This window comes from Acinetobacter sp. A22, assembly GCF_030913345.1.
Classification (GTDB): Bacteria; Pseudomonadota; Gammaproteobacteria; order Pseudomonadales; family Moraxellaceae; genus Acinetobacter; species Acinetobacter junii.
Genome location: NZ_CP133162.1, coordinates 1,785,920 through 1,804,489 on the forward strand (window position 1 = coordinate 1,785,920; position 18,570 = coordinate 1,804,489).

At 37.3% G+C, this 18,570-nt stretch carries 22 protein-coding genes; 11 read left to right on the top strand and 11 right to left on the bottom strand.

Annotated features, from left to right (window positions below):
• Nucleotides 1-4 precede the first annotated feature (4 nt).
• The gene (gene tmpT / locus Q9Q86_RS08745) at nucleotides 5-637 is read left to right on the top strand and encodes a thiopurine S-methyltransferase (RefSeq protein ID WP_005402197.1); all 633 of its coding nucleotides are present in this window, start codon (nucleotides 5-7) and stop codon (nucleotides 635-637) included.
• 150 nt (nucleotides 638-787) lie between these two features.
• Nucleotides 788-1,216 carry an ABZJ_00895 family protein gene (locus Q9Q86_RS08750; protein WP_112986703.1) on the top strand — a complete coding sequence of 143 codons (429 nt, stop codon included), beginning with the start codon at nucleotides 788-790 and terminating at the stop codon, nucleotides 1,214-1,216.
• Between the two features lie 183 nt (nucleotides 1,217-1,399).
• On the opposite strand, the gene Q9Q86_RS08755 is transcribed toward Q9Q86_RS08750, so the two are convergent.
• Both Q9Q86_RS08755 and Q9Q86_RS08760 read right to left on the bottom strand, forming a co-directional pair.
• A complete protein-coding gene (locus tag Q9Q86_RS08755; RefSeq protein WP_004908396.1) occupies nucleotides 1,400-1,924 on the bottom strand; it encodes a YecA family protein in 525 nt (174 codons plus the stop codon).
• Nucleotides 1,925-1,996: 72 nt separating this feature from the next.
• The gene (locus tag Q9Q86_RS08760; RefSeq protein ID WP_004908399.1) at nucleotides 1,997-2,203 is read right to left on the bottom strand and encodes a PA3496 family putative envelope integrity protein; all 207 of its coding nucleotides are present in this window, start codon (nucleotides 2,201-2,203) and stop codon (nucleotides 1,997-1,999) included.
• Between the two features lie 353 nt (nucleotides 2,204-2,556).
• Here Q9Q86_RS08760 and rpoD point away from each other — a divergent pair, with 353 nt between their 5' ends.
• The 7 genes from rpoD to Q9Q86_RS08795 all read left to right on the top strand — a co-directional run bounded on the left by rpoD (nucleotide 2,557) and on the right by Q9Q86_RS08795 (nucleotide 9,864).
• Nucleotides 2,557-4,440 carry an RNA polymerase sigma factor RpoD gene (rpoD, locus tag Q9Q86_RS08765; RefSeq protein WP_112986704.1) on the top strand — a complete coding sequence of 628 codons (1,884 nt, stop codon included), beginning with the start codon at nucleotides 2,557-2,559 and terminating at the stop codon, nucleotides 4,438-4,440.
• A gap of 151 nt (nucleotides 4,441-4,591) precedes the next feature.
• Nucleotides 4,592-4,879, top strand: a complete 288-nt coding sequence (locus Q9Q86_RS08770; protein ID WP_004950773.1) for a YbeD family protein — start codon at nucleotides 4,592-4,594, stop codon at nucleotides 4,877-4,879.
• Between the two features lie 130 nt (nucleotides 4,880-5,009).
• Nucleotides 5,010-5,756 carry a hypothetical protein gene (locus Q9Q86_RS08775; protein WP_112986705.1) on the top strand — a complete coding sequence of 249 codons (747 nt, stop codon included), beginning with the start codon at nucleotides 5,010-5,012 and terminating at the stop codon, nucleotides 5,754-5,756.
• Nucleotides 5,743-6,399 (top strand): lipoyl(octanoyl) transferase LipB, encoded by a 657-nt coding sequence (gene lipB / locus Q9Q86_RS08780; protein ID WP_112986706.1) that lies wholly within the window; start codon nucleotides 5,743-5,745, stop codon nucleotides 6,397-6,399. Before Q9Q86_RS08775 ends, lipB begins: the two co-directional genes overlap by 14 nt.
• Nucleotides 6,400-6,480: 81 nt before the next feature.
• Nucleotides 6,481-7,014 carry a hypothetical protein gene (locus tag Q9Q86_RS08785; RefSeq protein ID WP_004908410.1) on the top strand — a complete coding sequence of 178 codons (534 nt, stop codon included), beginning with the start codon at nucleotides 6,481-6,483 and terminating at the stop codon, nucleotides 7,012-7,014.
• Between the two features lies 1 nt (nucleotide 7,015).
• Complete coding sequence (locus tag Q9Q86_RS08790; RefSeq protein ID WP_004908412.1) at nucleotides 7,016-8,200, top strand: iron-containing alcohol dehydrogenase; 1,185 nt, start codon at nucleotides 7,016-7,018, stop codon at nucleotides 8,198-8,200.
• A 251-nt stretch (nucleotides 8,201-8,451) separates the two neighbouring features.
• Entirely contained in the window at nucleotides 8,452-9,864 is a 1,413-nt protein-coding gene (locus tag Q9Q86_RS08795; RefSeq protein WP_171053761.1) for an APC family permease, read from the top strand.
• Between the two features lie 50 nt (nucleotides 9,865-9,914).
• On the opposite strand, the gene Q9Q86_RS08800 is transcribed toward Q9Q86_RS08795, so the two are convergent.
• Nucleotides 9,915-10,472 carry a flavodoxin family protein gene (locus Q9Q86_RS08800; protein ID WP_112986707.1) on the bottom strand — a complete coding sequence of 186 codons (558 nt, stop codon included), beginning with the start codon at nucleotides 10,470-10,472 and terminating at the stop codon, nucleotides 9,915-9,917.
• A gap of 119 nt (nucleotides 10,473-10,591) precedes the next feature.
• Here Q9Q86_RS08800 and Q9Q86_RS08805 point away from each other — a divergent pair, with 119 nt between their 5' ends.
• Complete coding sequence (locus Q9Q86_RS08805) at nucleotides 10,592-10,981, top strand: helix-turn-helix domain-containing protein (RefSeq protein ID WP_112986708.1); 390 nt, start codon at nucleotides 10,592-10,594, stop codon at nucleotides 10,979-10,981.
• Between the two features lie 35 nt (nucleotides 10,982-11,016).
• On the opposite strand, the gene Q9Q86_RS08810 is transcribed toward Q9Q86_RS08805, so the two are convergent.
• From Q9Q86_RS08810 to lolA, 5 genes are all read right to left on the bottom strand, one after another.
• Nucleotides 11,017-11,490 (bottom strand): tRNA (cytidine(34)-2'-O)-methyltransferase, encoded by a 474-nt coding sequence (locus Q9Q86_RS08810; RefSeq protein WP_004908427.1) that lies wholly within the window; start codon nucleotides 11,488-11,490, stop codon nucleotides 11,017-11,019.
• 89 nt (nucleotides 11,491-11,579) lie between these two features.
• Complete coding sequence (gene cysG / locus Q9Q86_RS08815; protein ID WP_112986709.1) at nucleotides 11,580-12,953, bottom strand: siroheme synthase CysG; 1,374 nt, start codon at nucleotides 12,951-12,953, stop codon at nucleotides 11,580-11,582.
• A gap of 70 nt (nucleotides 12,954-13,023) precedes the next feature.
• On the bottom strand, nucleotides 13,024-14,295 hold the full coding sequence (gene serS / locus Q9Q86_RS08820) for a serine--tRNA ligase (protein ID WP_004908431.1): 1,272 nt from the start codon (nucleotides 14,293-14,295) through the stop codon (nucleotides 13,024-13,026).
• 114 nt (nucleotides 14,296-14,409) lie between these two features.
• Nucleotides 14,410-15,165 carry an RsiV family protein gene (locus Q9Q86_RS08825; protein ID WP_112986710.1) on the bottom strand — a complete coding sequence of 252 codons (756 nt, stop codon included), beginning with the start codon at nucleotides 15,163-15,165 and terminating at the stop codon, nucleotides 14,410-14,412.
• 112 nt (nucleotides 15,166-15,277) lie between these two features.
• Entirely contained in the window at nucleotides 15,278-15,973 is a 696-nt protein-coding gene (gene lolA, locus Q9Q86_RS08830; RefSeq protein ID WP_004908434.1) for an outer membrane lipoprotein chaperone LolA, read from the bottom strand.
• 295 nt (nucleotides 15,974-16,268) lie between these two features.
• Between lolA and Q9Q86_RS08835 the strand changes: the two genes are divergently transcribed.
• Complete coding sequence (locus Q9Q86_RS08835; protein WP_112986711.1) at nucleotides 16,269-17,129, top strand: pirin family protein; 861 nt, start codon at nucleotides 16,269-16,271, stop codon at nucleotides 17,127-17,129.
• A gap of 11 nt (nucleotides 17,130-17,140) precedes the next feature.
• Here the strand turns inward: Q9Q86_RS08835 and Q9Q86_RS08840 are convergent, their stop codons facing one another.
• The 3 genes from Q9Q86_RS08840 to rplU are packed head-to-tail and all read right to left on the bottom strand — an operon-like array spanning nucleotide 17,141 to nucleotide 18,458.
• On the bottom strand, nucleotides 17,141-17,818 hold the full coding sequence (locus tag Q9Q86_RS08840; RefSeq protein ID WP_112986712.1) for a hypothetical protein: 678 nt from the start codon (nucleotides 17,816-17,818) through the stop codon (nucleotides 17,141-17,143).
• A 55-nt stretch (nucleotides 17,819-17,873) separates the two neighbouring features.
• A complete protein-coding gene (rpmA, locus tag Q9Q86_RS08845; RefSeq protein WP_004640422.1) occupies nucleotides 17,874-18,128 on the bottom strand; it encodes a 50S ribosomal protein L27 in 255 nt (84 codons plus the stop codon).
• Between the two features lie 18 nt (nucleotides 18,129-18,146).
• Nucleotides 18,147-18,458: a 50S ribosomal protein L21 gene (rplU, locus tag Q9Q86_RS08850; protein WP_004652230.1), complete on the bottom strand. Its 312-nt coding sequence runs from the start codon at nucleotides 18,456-18,458 to the stop codon at nucleotides 18,147-18,149.
• Nucleotides 18,459-18,570 lie beyond the last annotated feature (112 nt).

Here is an 18,570-nt window from a genome sequence, read left to right on the forward strand (position 1 = left end):
AATTATGAAACATGAATTTTGGCATGACAAATGGCAAAAAAATGAAATTGGGTTTCATCTCAATCAACCACATTCACTATTAGTTAAATATATTGACTCCTTAAATCTAGAGAAAAACAATCGTATTTTCCTTCCATTGTGTGGGAAAAGCTTAGATATCCATTGGTTGTTAGCACAAGGTTATCATCTGATTGGAATTGATCTTAGTCCGATTGCAATCGAAGAATTAATGGCCGAACTTGCTATTCCATTTACTGAAAGAAAACTAGAGAAATTAACTCATTATCATCATCCGCAAATTGATCTATTTGTTGGTGATTTTTTTGAATTGACTTCAAGCAATATTGGTAAAATTGATGCGATTTATGATCGAGCTGCTTTAGTCGCTTTACCTGAAGAAATGCGAACCGATTATGCACAACATTTGATGCAAATTAGCAATCAGGCAACTCAATTACTCATTAGTTTTGAATATGATCAAAGCGTGATGGCGGGTCCTCCTTTCTCTATTTCCCCTCAACAGCTTAAAGACTATTATTCCAAGCAGTACCAACTGCAATTACTTGATAGTCAAACAGAATTACTCAAAGGAAAGGTTGATGCTGAAGAAAAGATTTGGCTATTAAAGCCTTACTAAATACATATCAACTTATTAAAACCACAGTAAAAGCTGTGGTTTTAATTACTTATTATTTATAATTCACGTTCAAGTTATTTAAAAAATAAAATTAACATATAGATTTGAATTACTTATAGACCCAAAATCAAATCATAAAGGGAAATCATAATGAAATATTATCTATGGATATTTACAGGTATTTATACACTCACGCTACTTATTTTTGGATTATTGGTCTACTTTATAGATCTATCAAGTTCTACTACTGTGCCGACCTTAATTGCAGCAGGATTTTTTACGTCATGGATTTTTGTAAAACGCGAACAAAGAGTCCCTAATCCTCAAGAACGTAAGCATCTAATTTTAGGATCAATTGCGAGTAACTTAATTATCAGTACAATCCTCGTCGTGATTGCATTATTTTTTATTGCACCTATTCAAACATCTATTGAGATTATTAAACACATTCCTATATGGCTATGGATTTTGGTGACTATATTTTTAATATTAGTTGAATATTTTATTTTTCATCTCAGCTATGGCTGGTATGCAAAGCAATGCCTAAAAGGACTTGAGAATAAAAAACATCTTAATTGAGATGTTTAGAACCAAGAATTAATTAGTTGCTGGGCTTATTAGGTGTCAGTTTAATCTTTTCTCAAATATAAAACATTCAATCTAATCGATCAAAATATAAATTTAAAGATATAAAAAACGCCCATTATTGGACGTTTTTTATATCAAATTTCATCAACTTAATAAGCTGATAAATACAACATATTATGCTGGAGTATGATACATGAGATAGATTTCGTTCAGATTATCTGGAATTTCTTCTGCTAACTCATCCATCAATTGACCATTACGACGGAAAGACTCCATCTGAGGATCTTCTTCATCAATACCGCTGAAGACCATGATTGGTAAAGTTAAATCTACAAGTTGCTCTTCAAACTCAGGTGTAAACCAAGCATCCTCGTTCAAGAACATTGCATCAACGAAACCTACACTCCAATCACCCAAACTTGATTCAACGTCTGCTTCTTCGATTTCAAAAGGAAATTCGATTCCGTTTTCGTTTGCCAAGTCTTGTCTTAGAGACTCTAACCATAACTTAACTTGTTCAACGATTTCGCTAGGAACTTTCTTTTGATTATTATCAAAAAGTTCTTCTAACCAACGATCAAACTTTGGACCTACGGCTATTGCACACAGAAAACCATGAGTCGCTGCAAAATCCAGACCGTATTCGTTTTGATCACCGTCAAGATAATTACTCAATAAGTCTAAATCTAACGTACTCATTCTTTATCCAAATTTTAAAAATATTTCGTCAACAGCATAACATTTTAAGACTTAAAGTCTCAGAAATTTTGCTCAGTCTTCGTCGTCGAGATCATCGTCGTCGAAATCATAATCAAAATCTTTTAATTCTCGTTCTAAACGACGTTGAGCCAATAGATCATCAATCAAACGGCGCTTTTCTAATGATTCTTTGGCGCTGATTTTTCCTGATGACTCATCAAAACCAACATCATCATCGCCGTAGTTATCATCATCTAATTCAAAATCTGTAGAAGACACTAACACTACCTCTAACAATGAAAAATATAAATGGGTCTAGCCGCTATTTATCTTTCTTCAAATACCTTGTCAAGTTTTATTTAATTTTTTCGCTATAAATCGGTGATTTGTACTTTTTTTCAGCGCTTTTTTTGTGTATTTATAGATGGAGGGCAACAACAATGAAATATAATCACTTTCAATGGACTTGCTGCTTGAAAAAATAATACTCAACCCCATATCCAACAAACTACCGTGAAATCAAACCTATTTTTTTATTTAAGACAAACGGATCAAATCCAAAACATTCGACGTGAATTGTGCTATCATGCACGGTTTTTCACCGCCACAGATTCAACAAAGAGTAAGCAAAGATGAGCGATATGCATTCCCCTACTTCTCAAGTAGCGGCTCTGATTAGCCGAGGCAAAGAACAAGGTTACTTAACTTACGCTGAGGTTAACGATCATCTCCCGGACTCGATTACAGAAAGCGAACAGATTGAAGACATCATTCAGATGCTTCAAGACGTTGGTATTCCTGTGCATGAACGTGCGCCAGAAACTGACGATGCGATGTTTGGCGAATCGACTGAGGCTGCTGATGAAGTTGCAGAAGAAGAAGCTGCTGCAGTATTGGCTTCAGTTGAAAGTGAGCCTGGTCGTACGACTGACCCTGTTCGTATGTATATGCGCGAAATGGGTACAGTTGAACTTCTTACTCGCGAAGGCGAAATCAGTATTGCAAAACGTATCGAAGAAGGTATCCGTGATGTTCTACACTCGATCGCTTACTGGCCAAATGCTGTTGAAGTCGTTTTACAAGAATATAATGATTTTTTAACTGGCGAGCGTCGTCTTGCCGATATTCTTTCTGGCTATTTAGATCCAGAAACAGATGATGATATTCCAGAAGTACTGGAAGAAGAAGCTGTGCTTGAGGATGCTGAAACTCCAGCAGCACCAGCAAAAGATGTAAAACTCGACGATGATGATGAAGATGAAGAGTCTGAAGGTGATGATGATTCTGAAGGTGATTCAGGTCCTGATCCAGAAGTCGCAAAAGTTCGTTTTACAGAATTAGAATCTGCTTGGAATGACACAAAAGCGATTATTGAAAAACACGGTCGTAGCAGTGAAGAAGCGAAAGCAGCGCTTGAATCTCTAGCAGCTGTGTTCATGATGTTCAAATTTACTCCACGTTTATTTGACATTATTTCAGAAATGATTCGTGGCACACATGATCAAATTCGTGCAAATGAACGTGAGATCATGCGTTATGCTGTACGTCGTGGTCGTATGGATCGCAATCAGTTCCGTACAACGTTCCCAGAGCAAGAATCAAATCCGGCTTGGTTAGATGAACAGATTGCTAAGGCACCTGTTGAAATCAAACCACACCTTGAAAAAGTTCGCCCAGATGTACTTGCATTCCAACAAAAGATTGCTGACATCGAAAAAGAACTAGATCTAAACGTTAAAGAAATTAAAGATATTTCTAAACGTATGGCCGTAGGTGAAGCAAAAGCCCGTCGTGCTAAAAAAGAAATGGTTGAAGCCAACTTACGTTTGGTAATTTCGATTGCGAAAAAATACACGAACCGTGGCTTACAATTCCTTGATCTTATTCAAGAAGGTAACATCGGTTTGATGAAAGCCGTAGATAAGTTTGAATACCGTCGTGGTTATAAATTCTCGACTTACGCTACGTGGTGGATTCGTCAGGCAATTACTCGCTCTATTGCCGATCAAGCCCGTACTATTCGTATCCCAGTACACATGATTGAGACGATCAACAAGATCAACCGTGTATCTCGTCAACTTCTTCAAGAAATGGGTCGCGAACCAACACCTGAAGAATTAGGCGAACGTTTAGAAATGGACGAAGTTAAAGTTCGTAAAGTACTTAAAATCGCCAAAGAACCGATTTCGATGGAAACACCAATCGGTGATGATGAAGATTCGCATCTTGGTGACTTCATCGAGGATTCAAACATCACTTCACCAGTGGATGCTGCGACCTCTGAAGGCTTAAAAGAAGCGACTCGTGAAGTACTTGAAAACTTAACTGAACGTGAAGCAAAAGTTTTGAAGATGCGTTTTGGTATCGATATGCCAACTGACCATACTTTAGAAGAAGTAGGTAAGCAGTTTGATGTAACGCGTGAGCGTATCCGTCAGATTGAAGCGAAAGCGTTACGTAAACTTCGCCACCCTTCTCGTTCTGAACACTTACGTTCATTTCTGGAAAACGACTAATATTGAGTGTGTTTTACTCAAAAATCAAAGCTCTAACAGTGCATTCTGTAGGCTTTGATTTAGGGGTTGAAGTCTAGTGCTTTGTCCCCATTATTGTATTAGATCATAAGCGCCTGCACTGATGCAGGCGTTTCAAATTAAGAGGTTGCTCATGTTAGACCGCACTCCTTCTCGTGAATTGCAAGAACATCTTTGGGTTTTCCCAATGGACTATCCAATCAAATTGATTGGTAATGCAGGGGATGAACTTCGAGTGGCTGTTGTTGATATTTTGCAGAAGCACTTCCCTGAGTTTGATGGTGAAACAGTTACTGTTCAAGCTTCTCGCACAGGTAAATATCATTCTTTAACTGCGCAATTACGCTTTGAAGAATTAGAACAAGTTCATGCACTATATGCTGATCTTGCTGCCTGTCCATTAATTAAGACAGCGCTATAATCAAGGAATCCAAAATACGAAAGTGTTTTGGATTTTTTATGTATGCAAATAAAATCTCTGATCAGTTAAACCATTCATAACACTTCTATATTATTCTTTCTTTTTTCGATTTATGATTGCGAAATAGCTGATGAAAACGCAACGAATTTTACTATCATTATTTACGGTATTTATCCCATCTATCAGTGATGCGAAAACAGCAACTTTTTCTTGGCAAAATGAGCTATGTGAATATAAAGGAGTTTATGACACCAATAAATTCACAGTTAAACAATTAAATGACACGATTAAAATGATGCAATCGCGTCATTCGACACAATTAAATAGTAAATCTTATGCCTTCCACCCAGATGACATTGCTAAGATCAATTTAATTGCAATTCAAGAAGAATACAAAGTACAGAAGAAAGCATTAAATAATCTACACCCCTTGCCTATTAAAGAATTTCAGCAACTCAAAAAAGAGCTTATTCAAAGTCTAGATCAGGAATACCAACATAATTATTTGACAGCTCTCGCATTTACAAAGCCTACGAAGTTACTCACTTCGACTTTTGCACCACAATGTTTAAACCAAGCCAAGGCTTTAAATGCACAAGATAAGCTATCACTGATTAACAATGCCAAACTTTCTCTGCAACGTGAAAATCAATTAGAGTTAAAATTAGGTAATGATCCACAATTTCTCATGAAACGCAGCCAAGATTTTGATATTAAATTAAAAAGCAAAAATGCAGTTCAATATGCCCAGATTCAACTCATTCGTGAATGGTCGAATTGTGCAAATCCACATAAAACGACAAACGATCAGTTAGAGCAGATTTTCCGCAAAAAAGTATTTATTCAATCAAAGGAAGTTTATTGTGACGAACCTTGATAAACCATCCTTAATCATTCGATGTTTTCAGGATCTACAAGATTACACGACACGATTTGAAGCGATGAAAGATTTTACAACTCATCGTGATGAAACAACACCTGATGAGCTTTGGCTACTCCAACATCAAGATGTTCTAACTCAAGGACAAGCAGGTAAACCAGAACATATTCTCATGCATACTCAACTTCCTGTTGTGCATACAGATCGTGGTGGTCAAGTGACGTGGCATGGTAAAGGACAATTGGTTGCCTACTTCCTTTTTGATCTTAATCGTTTGAAATGGCATGTCAGAACGTTAGTTAGCTTCGCTGAACAAGTGATGATCGATTTACTCAAGAAATACGATATCAATGCTTATGCCAAACCAGATGCCCCAGGAGTCTATGTTGATGGACGTAAGATTGGGTCTTTAGGTTTTAAAATTAGAAAAGGAAGGAGTTATCACGGGCTTGCGCTAAATATAGATTGTGACCTAAGTGGTTTTCAAACCATTAATCCTTGTGGATACGCAGGTTTAGAAATGGTACGCTTACAAGACTTGCTTGAAGATTATCCAAATTTCGAGCAGCTCTGTAATGATTTCGTTGAATATTTTAAAAATGCAGATTTGTTTAATGACCTTGAAGTCAAATCTGAATAAATTACTTTTAAAATCTAGAGAAATAAATTAGAGTAAATACTCTAAATTTGCTTTTGCATAATTTTAACAAGGGATACGCAAGTGATTTCGACCAAAGCAGTGAAGCCCACTTTGCAATTTGCCTACGTAAAACTCATGATGGACGTTGTTGGTCGTGGTTTAGTAATGGCAAGCCAAGTGGACAGTGAAGTTCAAGAGGAAGTTTCTAAATTTCCTGTGGGCTTTATACTCTCGATGAATGTTTTTCCTAATGGTCCTGCATTTATCGCTCGGGTAACAGAAGAAAAACAATTAGAGCTATTACCAAATTATAAAGGTAAGCCTGATTTAACCATTACATTTAAGCATCTGACTCATGCCTTCTTAGTTTTTTCTTTCCAAGAAAGCACAGCTCAAGCCTTCGCAAATGACCGAATGATTGCGGATGGTGATGTATCAAGTGCGATTCGCCTTGTCCGTTGCTTAAATAAAATGGAAGCACTGATCTTACCTAAGTTAATTGCTTCACTCGCAGTAAAACGCTACCCAGCCGAATTGACATTAAAAGAAAAATTCACGGGTGCTAAAAATATTTACCTTAAAGTCGCTAAATCATATTTCCAACGGAGTGCTTAACATGGCTAAGCCTTATTACGAATTTTTCTGCCCTGTAAAAGTAATTGCTGGTAATGCCGCGTTAGAGCATATCCCTTTTGAACTTGCAACTTTAGGTGCAAAACGCCCAATGATCATTACTGACAAGGGTGTTCGCGCAAATGGCTTATTGAATCCAATTGAAGCTGCTTTCAGTACGACTGATGCTGTTATTGGTGCAATTTTTGATGATGTACCACCAGATTCAAGCTTAGAAGTTGTTCGTTTAGCAGCAGAACTTTATCGCAAACAAAAATGTGATGCGATTATTGCAATTGGTGGTGGTTCAGTTATTGATACCTCTAAAGCAACTAACATTCTGGTATCTGAGGGTGGTAATGATTTACTACAGTACTCAGGTGCACATAACCTATCAAAACCATTGAAACCGTTCTTCGTGATTCCAACGACATCTGGCACGGGTTCAGAAGTAACAATGGTTGCTGTTGTTTCTGACTTAGAAAAGAACGTAAAAATCCCATTTACGTCATATTATCTAATGCCGCATGCTGCGATCCTTGATCCACGTATGACTCAAACCTTACCACCGCATCTTACAGCTATGACTGCAATGGATGCGATGACACATGCTGTTGAAGCCTATACGTGCTTGGCTGCTAACCCTTTAAGTGATGCTTATGCAAGTGCTGCTATCAAAAAAATCAGCGAAAACTTGTTTAAAGTTCTAGATAATCCTAGTGAACCACAAGGTCGTTTAGAGCTTGCACAAGCATCAACAATGGCTGGTATTGCGTTCTCGAACTCAATGGTTGGTTTAGTTCACTCTTTAGGTCATGCTTTAGGTGCAGTAGCTCATCTGCCTCACGGTCTATGTATGAACTTGTTCTTGCCATATGTGCTTGAATACAATAAAGAAGTAAATGGCAATAAGATTGGTGAATTATTGCTTCCATTAGCAGGCGCTGACATTTATGCTCAAACCCCTGCAAATCAACGTGCAGATAAAGCGATTGCTACAATCCTAACGATGCGTGATCGTTTATTCAGCTTAACTAAGTTACCTCGCAATTTGCGTGAAACTGGTAAAGTCACTGAAGCTCAACTTGATGATGTTGCAGAAAAAGCGTTGAATGATGGTTCAATCATTTTCAATCCAAAAGAAGCAAGCTTAAAAGATCTACGAGCCATCTTGCAGAAAGCTTGGTAATCAATTGATTTAAATCATAAATCATGCAGAAATAGCCCTGATCATATAAAGTGATCGGGGCTTTTAAAATTTAGGTGAACTTTTATTCATCTTTTTTTCTCCACAATTGGCAAAAAAATTGCTAAAAAAAGCATAAAAGTACTGACAATGAATACCAATTTAGGATAGATTGGCGGACTTCTTTTTTCTGTAGGGGGGATCATTTCGTCTCAAATGATCCTTAAACCATAGCTGATCCTTGATCAACGATTATGAGGATAACGCCGTTGACAAATATCTCTGGGACTCAATCGGCAGCTAAACTGCAAAAAACGCTAGGTCTCTGGCACATTATCATTATTGGTTTAGCTTATATTCAACCTATGACTTTGTTTGACACTTTTGGTCTAGTATCAGAAGAAAGTCATCATCATGTTCCTACCTCATACATAGTGGCCTTAATTGCAATTTTGTTCACATCTTTGAGCTATGGCCACATGATTCGCCGCTATCCATCGTCTGGTTCGGCATATACCTACGCGCAAAAATCCATTCATCCCAATGTTGGTTTTATGGTAGGTTGGTCATCTTGGTTAGATTATTTACTCTCACCAATGGTCAATATCATCCTTGCAGTGATTTATCTTGAAGCATTATTTCCAAGTGTAAATCATTGGGTTTGGGTTATTGTTTTGACTGCGTTCATGACTGGCGTAAACTTACGTGGCGCCAAGTTTGTTGCTAATTTCAACAGCATGATTGTTTTAGTCCAGCTGATTGTAATTGCTGTATTTACCTATTTAGTTTATAGCAAATTACAAATGGGACTTAACGCAGAAGGACCAATAACAGCAGAAACTCGCTATCAGCTTTGGAGTCTTGAACCATTTTGGAACGAGTTAACCTCAGTTGGCGCATTAATTACTGGTGCAACCTTACTTTGTTTCTCGTTTACAGGGTTTGACTCTTTAAGTTCACTTGCAGAAGAAACCAAAGATACCGAAAAAACGCTTCCAAAAGCTATTTTCTTGACTGCTCTATTTGCAGGGATAGTGTTTATCATCAGCACATATTTCATGCAAATTTACTTTCCAAATGATCCTAAAACTTACTTCCAAGATGTCGCAGCAACACAGCCTGACATTTTGCTCTTAGTTGGTGGCTCATTATTCCAGTCTTATGTTCTTGCTTTTGCAATCGTGACAGTGATGGCATCTGGTATTTCTGCACATGCAGGGGTATCGCGCTTGATGTATGTAATGGGTCGTGATGGCGTGATTAATAAAAAAATCTTTGGTCATATTAGTCCAAAGAACTTTACACCGTCATACAACATCATGATCGTAGGTGCAGTCGCGCTATGTGCTGGATTTATGAACCTTGATACCGTTATTTCATTGATCAGCTTTGGTGCTTTAACTGCATTCACGTTTGTCAATTTATCGGTTATTTCTCGTTATGCATTACGTGATGGACGAACTAAAAGTCTTAAAGATATTTTAAACTTCGTTGTGATTCCTTTAATGGGATTCATCAGTATCTTTGCATTGTGGTTAGAAATTGAAGATACCTCACTAAAATATGGCTTGTGGTGGGCTATGTTTGGTGTGTTATACCTTGGTTATAAAACTAAAGGCTTCAAATATTCTGCACCTCAGCATAATGAGTTTGATGATAAACTTTAATCAACATCATAAAAAAGGCGCTTCATGCGCCTTTTTTTTATTATTATCCTTTAAGATGCATGAATTTTTTCAACAATATTTTTAACTCGTTTTGCATAAAGCTTTGCTGTTTCCAAATCACCTGAAGGAATTTCATCAACACTTGCATCTGATGGAGTTTGTACTAATAAACCAACAGAACCACCTAAATTGTTCACATCCTCACGGGTTGCTGTTTTAGTATTTGCTTGTAATAAACCTAAACTTACCCAAATTCCACCATGTTGAGAGGCTAAAGTTTGTAAATGGATTAAGGTAACTTGTTTATCACCATTTAAACTTGCACTATTGGTAAAACCTGCAAAAACTTTATCTTTCCAGCCCTGTGTAAACCAGATTTTCGAAGATGCATCAGCGAATTTCTTAAATTGCCAAGGCGCTGCTCCCATATATGTTGGTGTACCAAAAACGATCCCCTGTGCTTGATTTAGCAGCTGCCAATCTTGTTCTGAAATATCACCATTTTGATCAATTTCGATTAAATCTGCTTGTATGCTTTGAGCAAATGTTTCAGCAACAACTTTCGTATGTCCATAACCAGAATAATAAACCACAGCAATGTTTGACATGCGAGAATCCTTATAATTTCAAAAAAGTTCGATTTAATGATATATTTTAGAAACTAGGTGTCAATTAGTTACCAATTGGTAACTATGTTGCTATTCGCATTAAATACTGGGTTAAAAAGATGAATACCGCATTAAAATATAATATTTATCAACAACATTGCCCTGCTCGGTTATTTTTTGAAAAAATTGCTGACAAATGGGTTTTACTGATTATCAATATCCTCGCAGACGAAACTCAGCACTTCAATCTTTTAAAGAAAAATATTCAAGGTATTTCACCTAAAGTACTGTCTCAAAAACTAAAAATGCTGGAGCGAGATGGTTTTATCCAAAGACAAGTCCAAAATACCTCTCCAATACGTGTTGATTATTCATTAACCTCGTTAGGATATGAAGTTGCCAAAATGGCATTTCAGTTAAAAGATTGGGCTGAAACTAATATTGAAAAAGTGATATCGGCTCAACAAAAATTTGATTCAAGCCCTAAACAAGAAAACGACTTAAAGTAGATCACTTTAAGTCGTTTTAGCACTTGAGCAATAAATTAAACTAAAGCTTTAAATCCTTGTTGACGCCAAGCTTCATAGACAATAACAGCAGTTGCATTAGATAGATTTAAACTTCTTGAGTTTTCAGCCATTGGTAATCTTATCCACTGCTCTTGTGGGAACATCATTCGAACATGCTCAGGTAAACCTCTAGTTTCAGGTCCCATCAATAAAGCAACTGGACGATTGAGATCAACTGTATGTGGTGTCGCACTGCCCTTGGTCGTAAGTGGAAAGACATGCTCAACACCTTTAGATTTGAGATCAGCAAGACACAACTCAATATTGTCCCATATCAACATTCTTGCCCATTCATGATAGTCCAAACCTGCGCGCTTCAATTTTTTATCATCTAGCTCAAAACCTAAAGGTTTGACTAAATGTAGCTGAGCACCTGTATTAGCGCATAAACGAATGATATTACCTGTATTTGCTGGAATCTCAGGTTCGTATAGGACCACATGAATCACAAATTTTCTCTACTTTTCATAATCCCTCCTAGTCACCCTTTAAAAAAGAGAGGAACTCACTCTCTTTCTAAAGTGGGATTAGGAAAGATTTATTGCCATTTTAACTGTTCTCGTAGGCTCACAACTTCACCAATAATAGTTAAAGTCGGTGCTACGATATGATGTTCAGATACCTTTGTTGCAATATCAGCCAAAGTTCCAACAACAACTTTTTGTTCAGGCGTTGTACCTTTAGAAATCAATGCAACAGGCATCGTTGGACGTTGTCCATGTGCAATCAGTTGCTCACAAATGCGTTCTAATCCGACCAAGCCCATGTACAGAACTAAAGTTTGGTTTTCATATACCAATTCACTCCAAGGCAACTCTGGTGAACCTTCTTTTAAATGTCCTGTTAGAAACCGGACACTTTGCGCATAATCACGATGTGTTAACGGAATTCCTGCATAAGCGGAGCAACCTGAAGCCGCAGTAATCCCTGGCACCACTTGGAATGTCACATTGGCTTCAACCAATTCTTGAATCTCTTCACCACCGCGCCCAAAAATGAATGGATCACCGCCCTTTAAACGGCAAACACGCTTACCTTGTTGTGCATATTCAACCAACAAAGCATTAATGCCTTCTTGCGGAACAGAGTGATTTGAACGTGCTTTACCCACATAAATTTTTTCGGCATCACGACGACACAAATCTAAAATCGGACCTGAAACTAAACGATCATAGATCACAACATCAGCTTGTTGCATCAAACGCAACGCTTTTAATGTCAATAACTCTGGGTCACCCGGTCCCGCACCAACGAGATATACTTCACCTTTAGGTGCAGACCATTCAGTTAGAGCTTGCTGGATCAGTTGGTTTGCAAGCTCAAGATTGTCATTAAAAACTTGTTCTTTTAGAGGACTTGCATATAAATTTTCCCAAAAGATACGTCGCTCATCTGGGTTAGAAATTTTTTCTTTAACTTGCTTACGCCATTGTCCAGAAAACTCAGCGAGTTTACCCATCCCGTGCGGCACAATAGTTTCAATCTGTGTACGCAATTGTCGAGACAATACTGGCGATGCCCCATTAGACGCAACAGAAATCACTAAAGGTGAACGATCAATGATTGCAGGTACCATGAAACGGCAATTAGGTATGTCATCAACACTATTGACTAAAATATTGCGCTGCTCACAATGATCAAATACGGCTTTATTTACATCTGCTTGGTCTGTCGCAGCAATCACTAAGCGATAGCGAGTATCAAGTACAGATTCTGAGAAGCTTTCTTGGATATACCGACCCGTTGATTTCTCAACTAAAATCATTAAATCAGGTTCAATCTCAGGTGCAACCACATCAATGATTGCACCTGCTTTGACCAATAAACTTGCTTTACGATAGGCAATACGCCCACCGCCTACAATCAGACAACGTTGCTGTTGCAACTTTAAAGAGATTGGAAATATTTCCACATCTAGCCTCTTCTATATTTTCTATCTGATTGAACTAAAGCAAAAACTATGCACAAAATCGATGCATGTTTTAATCAATGAAGCTTACGCCGCCCATATATGGACGTAAAACTTCTGGAATTTCGATTGAACCATCAGCACGTTGATAATTTTCCATTACCGCAAGCAAGGTACGACCCACCGCAAGACCTGAACCATTCAATGTATGCACCAATTCGATCTTCTTCTGATCTACACGATAACGCGCTTTCATACGACGCGCTTGGAAATCACCCATATTTGAACAACTAGAGATTTCACGATAGGTATTTTGGCTCGGTACCCACACTTCGAGGTCATAAGTCTTAGTTGCGCCAAAGCCCATATCACCACCGCAGAGCAAAATCTTACGGTATGGCAAACCAAGTGCCTGTAAAATGCCCTCTGCATGTGCAGTCAATTCTTCAAGTGCCTGCATAGAGTGCTCAGGCTTAACGATTTGCACCATTTCGACCTTATCGAATTGATGCTGACGAATTAAACCACGGGTATCACGACCATAAGAACCAGCCTCACTACGGAAACATGGTGTATGTGCAGCATATTTTAACGGTAAACGATCTGCATCAATAATTTCATCGCGCACAAAGTTAGTAATCGGCACTTCGGCAGTAGGAATCAGGTAGTATTCCTTTTCACCTTGAAGCTTGAATAAATCCTCTTCAAACTTAGGTAATTGTCCTGTACCACGTAAAGTATCTGCATTTACTAAGTAAGGTACATAAGCTTCGGTATAACCATTTTTAAGCGTATGTGTATCTAGCATGAATTGAGTCAGAGCACGTTGCAAACGAGCCAATGGACCTTTCAACACGCTGAAGCGAGAACCTGTTAGTTTTGTTGCAGTCTCAAATTCAAGACCACCCATCCATTCACCGAGATCAGTGTGATCTTTAATTTCGAAATCAAACTGGCGTGGTGTACCCCATTTCAAGATTTCTAAATTGTCACTTTCATCTTTACCTTCAGGTACAGATTCATCTGGCAGGTTTGGAATCGCCAGTGATTTTTGTTCTAACTCAGTTTGAAGTTCTGCCAAAGCAACTTCAGCAGCTTTGATTTCGTCACCAATGGCAGACATACGTGCCATGATTTCGGAAGCATCTCCACCAGACTTTTTGATTTGACCAACTTGTTTAGCACCCGCATTGCGTTCAGCTTGTAAATTCTCAGCTTTTGACTGCAATTCTTTACGGCGAACTTCTAAATCAGCCCATTCTTGCGCATTAAGCTGAACACCACGTTTTGCTAAAGCAGCATTCACTGCTTCAATATTATTTCTGAGTAATTTTGGGTCAATCATAATCAATCATGAATAGAGAAAAAACTGGCTATAGTGTAAGGCTTTAACCCAAAAAAATACAGCGATAGACAACAAAGACTCAGCACCTACACATGTTGAGATGCTGAAAATCAATTAATTTGGTTCTTTTGGTAAACTTGGTAAATATTCAGCTTTAATAAACTGTTTCGCTGCATAATAGGGCAACGTTAACTCACTCATTCCTTCAGCATAAGATGCAAGCTCATATAAAGGATAGACAAAAACAATACCATTCACTCCATAGTAATAATTGTCACTGAGCTGTAAATCTTGTTTTTTAATATTATGATCTTCTAACCAGCTCTGATTAGACGCATATAGTTCATCACGCAGTTTGGTATTCATCTCAGGTTTAATCAACTCACTGACGGTGATATGTTTTTTATTAGAAAGATCAAAATTCACAAACTCTTGATGTGACATACCATGTGCTGCGCCCGCAGAATATGAATACGACTGAATCGCAAATGTCGCTAAATTATAATTTTGTCCTATAAAACGAACGTATGTACTACTCTCACTCAATGAAGGTTCATCTGCAGGAACTTTAACTTTCTGATCAGGAAGATTAGCAAAAGCATTCGGCTCAGCTTTTTTCATACGATTGACAAAATATTCATCGATCCATTTTTGATTGGTTTCGACGGTTTGCAAATCGTAATTGGTACAACCATCCTCCAAACAAACTTTTTGCTTGGGAAGCTTAATTGGAATTACTTTTGCTTGGATTAATGGTATGTCTAATTTTGCAGTTTCTTTGGATGATTCTTGTTTAGGTTGGCATCCGACTAAAGCAACAACTATAAGAATTGGAATAAGTTTTGATAATTGTGAAGTATTCATCGTCATGCAAGTCTCTGATGTTTTTCTTCACTATACAAAGCCTTGTGAGGATATAAAATTTAAAAATGTATCTTTCAGACAAGAAAAAGCCGCAAATATGCGGCTTTTTTTTAACTGATTACTGATCAATAATATCTGTACCTTTAGGTGGTGCAAAATTAAATACTGATGCAGGGATCTTTGGATTGACTTTAATATTGCTGAATCGAACATAAGTCGTTTGACCTAAAGAATCCTGTAAAATCATAAGGTTTGGTGCTTTATTTGCACCAAAGCTAATAGTCATGCTTTGGAAAGCACTGTCCTCTTGTTTTGGATACAAAGTGTAATAAAGTTTAGTACGGTCAGGCTGCGTCACACGATAAGACTGCATGATCTGATTGGTATTGCCTGATAACAATAATGCTGGTGTATTGGCAATTTGATCATCTAAACTCTGACGAACAGCTTGTTGTAAATCTGGATCATAAATCCAAACAAGCTTACCTGTGGTCACAATGGTCTGCTTCGCTGGGCTAGTCGTTTCCCAATAAAACTTTCCAGGACGTTCTACTTTCATTGTACCTTTGAAAGTTTGATTCATATGTTGTGCAGTTAAGCTTTTATTTTTGCTCGGCTTACTGTTCGTAACTTTTGTAGTTTGTTCAAAATCTGCTGTTAAACGTTGCAAGCCAGATAACTGCTTCACCAAACTTGAGGTTGCTTGCTGAGCAGATGCTGCTGTTGGTGCAGCAGATAACTGTGTACTCACAACTGGAGCCAGTGTCATTGCACCAATTGTTGCAGCATATGCCATTTTTTTTACGAAATTCATAAAATGAACCTTCTATCAGATTTCTACTGTTATGACGACATCTTACTGTTTTTGATCATTAAAAAAATGAAGAAAAGCACAGGTTTTGTGTATTTCGTGTCGCAAAGTTCAGCATTATGTATGAAGATGCGGTCTTTATGTAGAAATTGTAAGGATGCAAATCCACAATTTGACAAGATTTTAAAATCAATCATGTAGCTAAATTTTTTGATATAGAAATTATTAATAAAGAATAGACTAGACCTGAATCAACTTTTTGATAGTCTTACTAGAATTTATAAAATAAGCATAAACTATGAAAAGTCTTGCATTCATCCATCGAAATGACACTCGATTCGCTATTGGCGACTTTTACCCTGCACTTTCAGTATTCTCTTACCATGAACTTGGTAATACAACATCACCCTTCCTACTGCTTGATCATTTAGGACCAGGAAAACTCGAACCTAAAAGCAAAAAGAAAGGCGTAAATGAACATCCACATCGCGGTTTTGAAACCGTGACCTTTGTATTTGCAGGTGAATTACAACATAAGGACTCCACAGGTGGCGGTGGCTTGATCAAAAGAGGTGATGTTCAGTGGATGACTGCTGCCTCAGGAATACAGCACATTGAACAGTTTAGTTCCGAGTTTCGTGAAAGTGGTGGTCCCTTTGAAATGGTACAACTCTGGGTAAATTTACCTGCCAAAGACAAAATGTCTGCCCCTCGCTATCAAAGTTTATTAAATGAAGATATCCCTAAAATTATTCTCGATGATCAAACTAGCTATATTCGCGTAGTTGCTGGTGAATTAAATCTAACAACTGGAATCGCAAAAACATTTACTGCGATGAATGTCTTTGACATACATCTTGTGAAAGACCAACAAATTACATTACCTGCTGCCGAAGGTACGACAACCTTGATCTATTTGCGTAAAGGTAAAGTACAGTTTTCTTCTGATGAAGAATCTCTCGAAGAACAAGCGATGGCTGTCATGTCGAGCTTAGGAACTGACGTTCAAATCAACGCTCTAGAAAACTGTGATTTATTATTTTTATCAGCACAACCCTTAAACGAGCCAATTAATGGACAAGGTCCTTTCGTCATGAATAGTTATGATGAAATTTTACAGGCTTATGATGATATTAAAACAGGAAAATTCATTAGATAACCCCTTATAAATTAAAGCAATTTATTAAAACGAATTAGAAATACATCTAATTCTTCAATATATTCATGCTGATTGATTGATTTAAAAATCATATTGTTAATATTTATAATTGATGAAGAGGCTAATAAGTCTTTTAGAGATGACATGTATTGCTGTTTTATCCTTTTATCAATTTTGTTTTTTAAATTACTTATATATAGATATTCTTCTAAAAAATCTTTATATAAATTAGAATACCAATCATTAGGATCTGAATATGCTGATACTTTAGCAAGTATGCTCATTTTTGTACTTGTCATATCATTGTAATTATCAATGATATTTTGATCATGATTATTTAAATTATAGATCGAATAACTCTCTATCTCTTCATAATCTAGAAAATAGTTCAAATGTTCAGTAAGGATTTCACTATAAAATTCAACCAAATTTTCAATTTTTATATGTATTAATCCGCAACACCCCATACCTAAGTCTTTATTCCTTAACAGGAAGACATTATTATTGTGTTTAAAAAGATACAATGTAGCTTGTGAGTTTTTATCAAAATATGGATCGTTTTTATACCACCAAATATTTTCATTAGCCACGAGAACTGGAACTATAGACAGTTTTAAATTTATAAAGCTAAGATCATTCATCATATTAATAATATGATTTAGTTGATTACATATTTGTAATATATTCATAATTTATTCTCAACAAAAAACCCGCTAAAAGCGGGTTTTTCTGAACTATTAAAACTTACGCTTCAACAGTTACATAGCGACGGCCAAATTGACCTTTCACTTCAAATTTTACTACGCCGTCAGCAGTAGCAAATAAAGTATGGTCACGACCCATACCAACATTTGCACCAGCGTGGAACTCTGTACCACGTTGACGAACGATGATGTTACCAGCAGTTACAGTTTGACCACCGTAAACTTTAACACCTAACATCTTAGGATTCGAATCACGACCGTTCTTCGTCGATCCACCGGCTTTTTTAGTTGCCATGTCTATTTACTCCTCGTGTTAGCCTGCGATACCAGTAATTTTCAACTCGGTAAACCATTGACGGTGACCTTGTTGCTTACGGTAGTGTTTACGACGACGCATTTTGATGATGCGGATTTTGTCGTGACGACCATGGCCAACTACTTCTGCAGTTACTTTTGCGCCAGCTACAACTGGAGCACCGATTTGAATGTTGTCACCATTTACAACCATTAACACGTCATCAAACGTGATAGTTGCGCCAGTTTCAGCTTTCAATAATTCTACTTTAAGGGTTTCACCCTCAACAACACGGTGCTGTTTACCACCGCTTTGGATTACTGCGTACATATGTACTCCAACATGCCCGTGTCGTCGTGTCGATAAAGGGATATATCGATCTTAAAACGAACGCCACTGGGGTTATATAAGGGGACAAATTTTAAGTGAAATTTGATCAAAC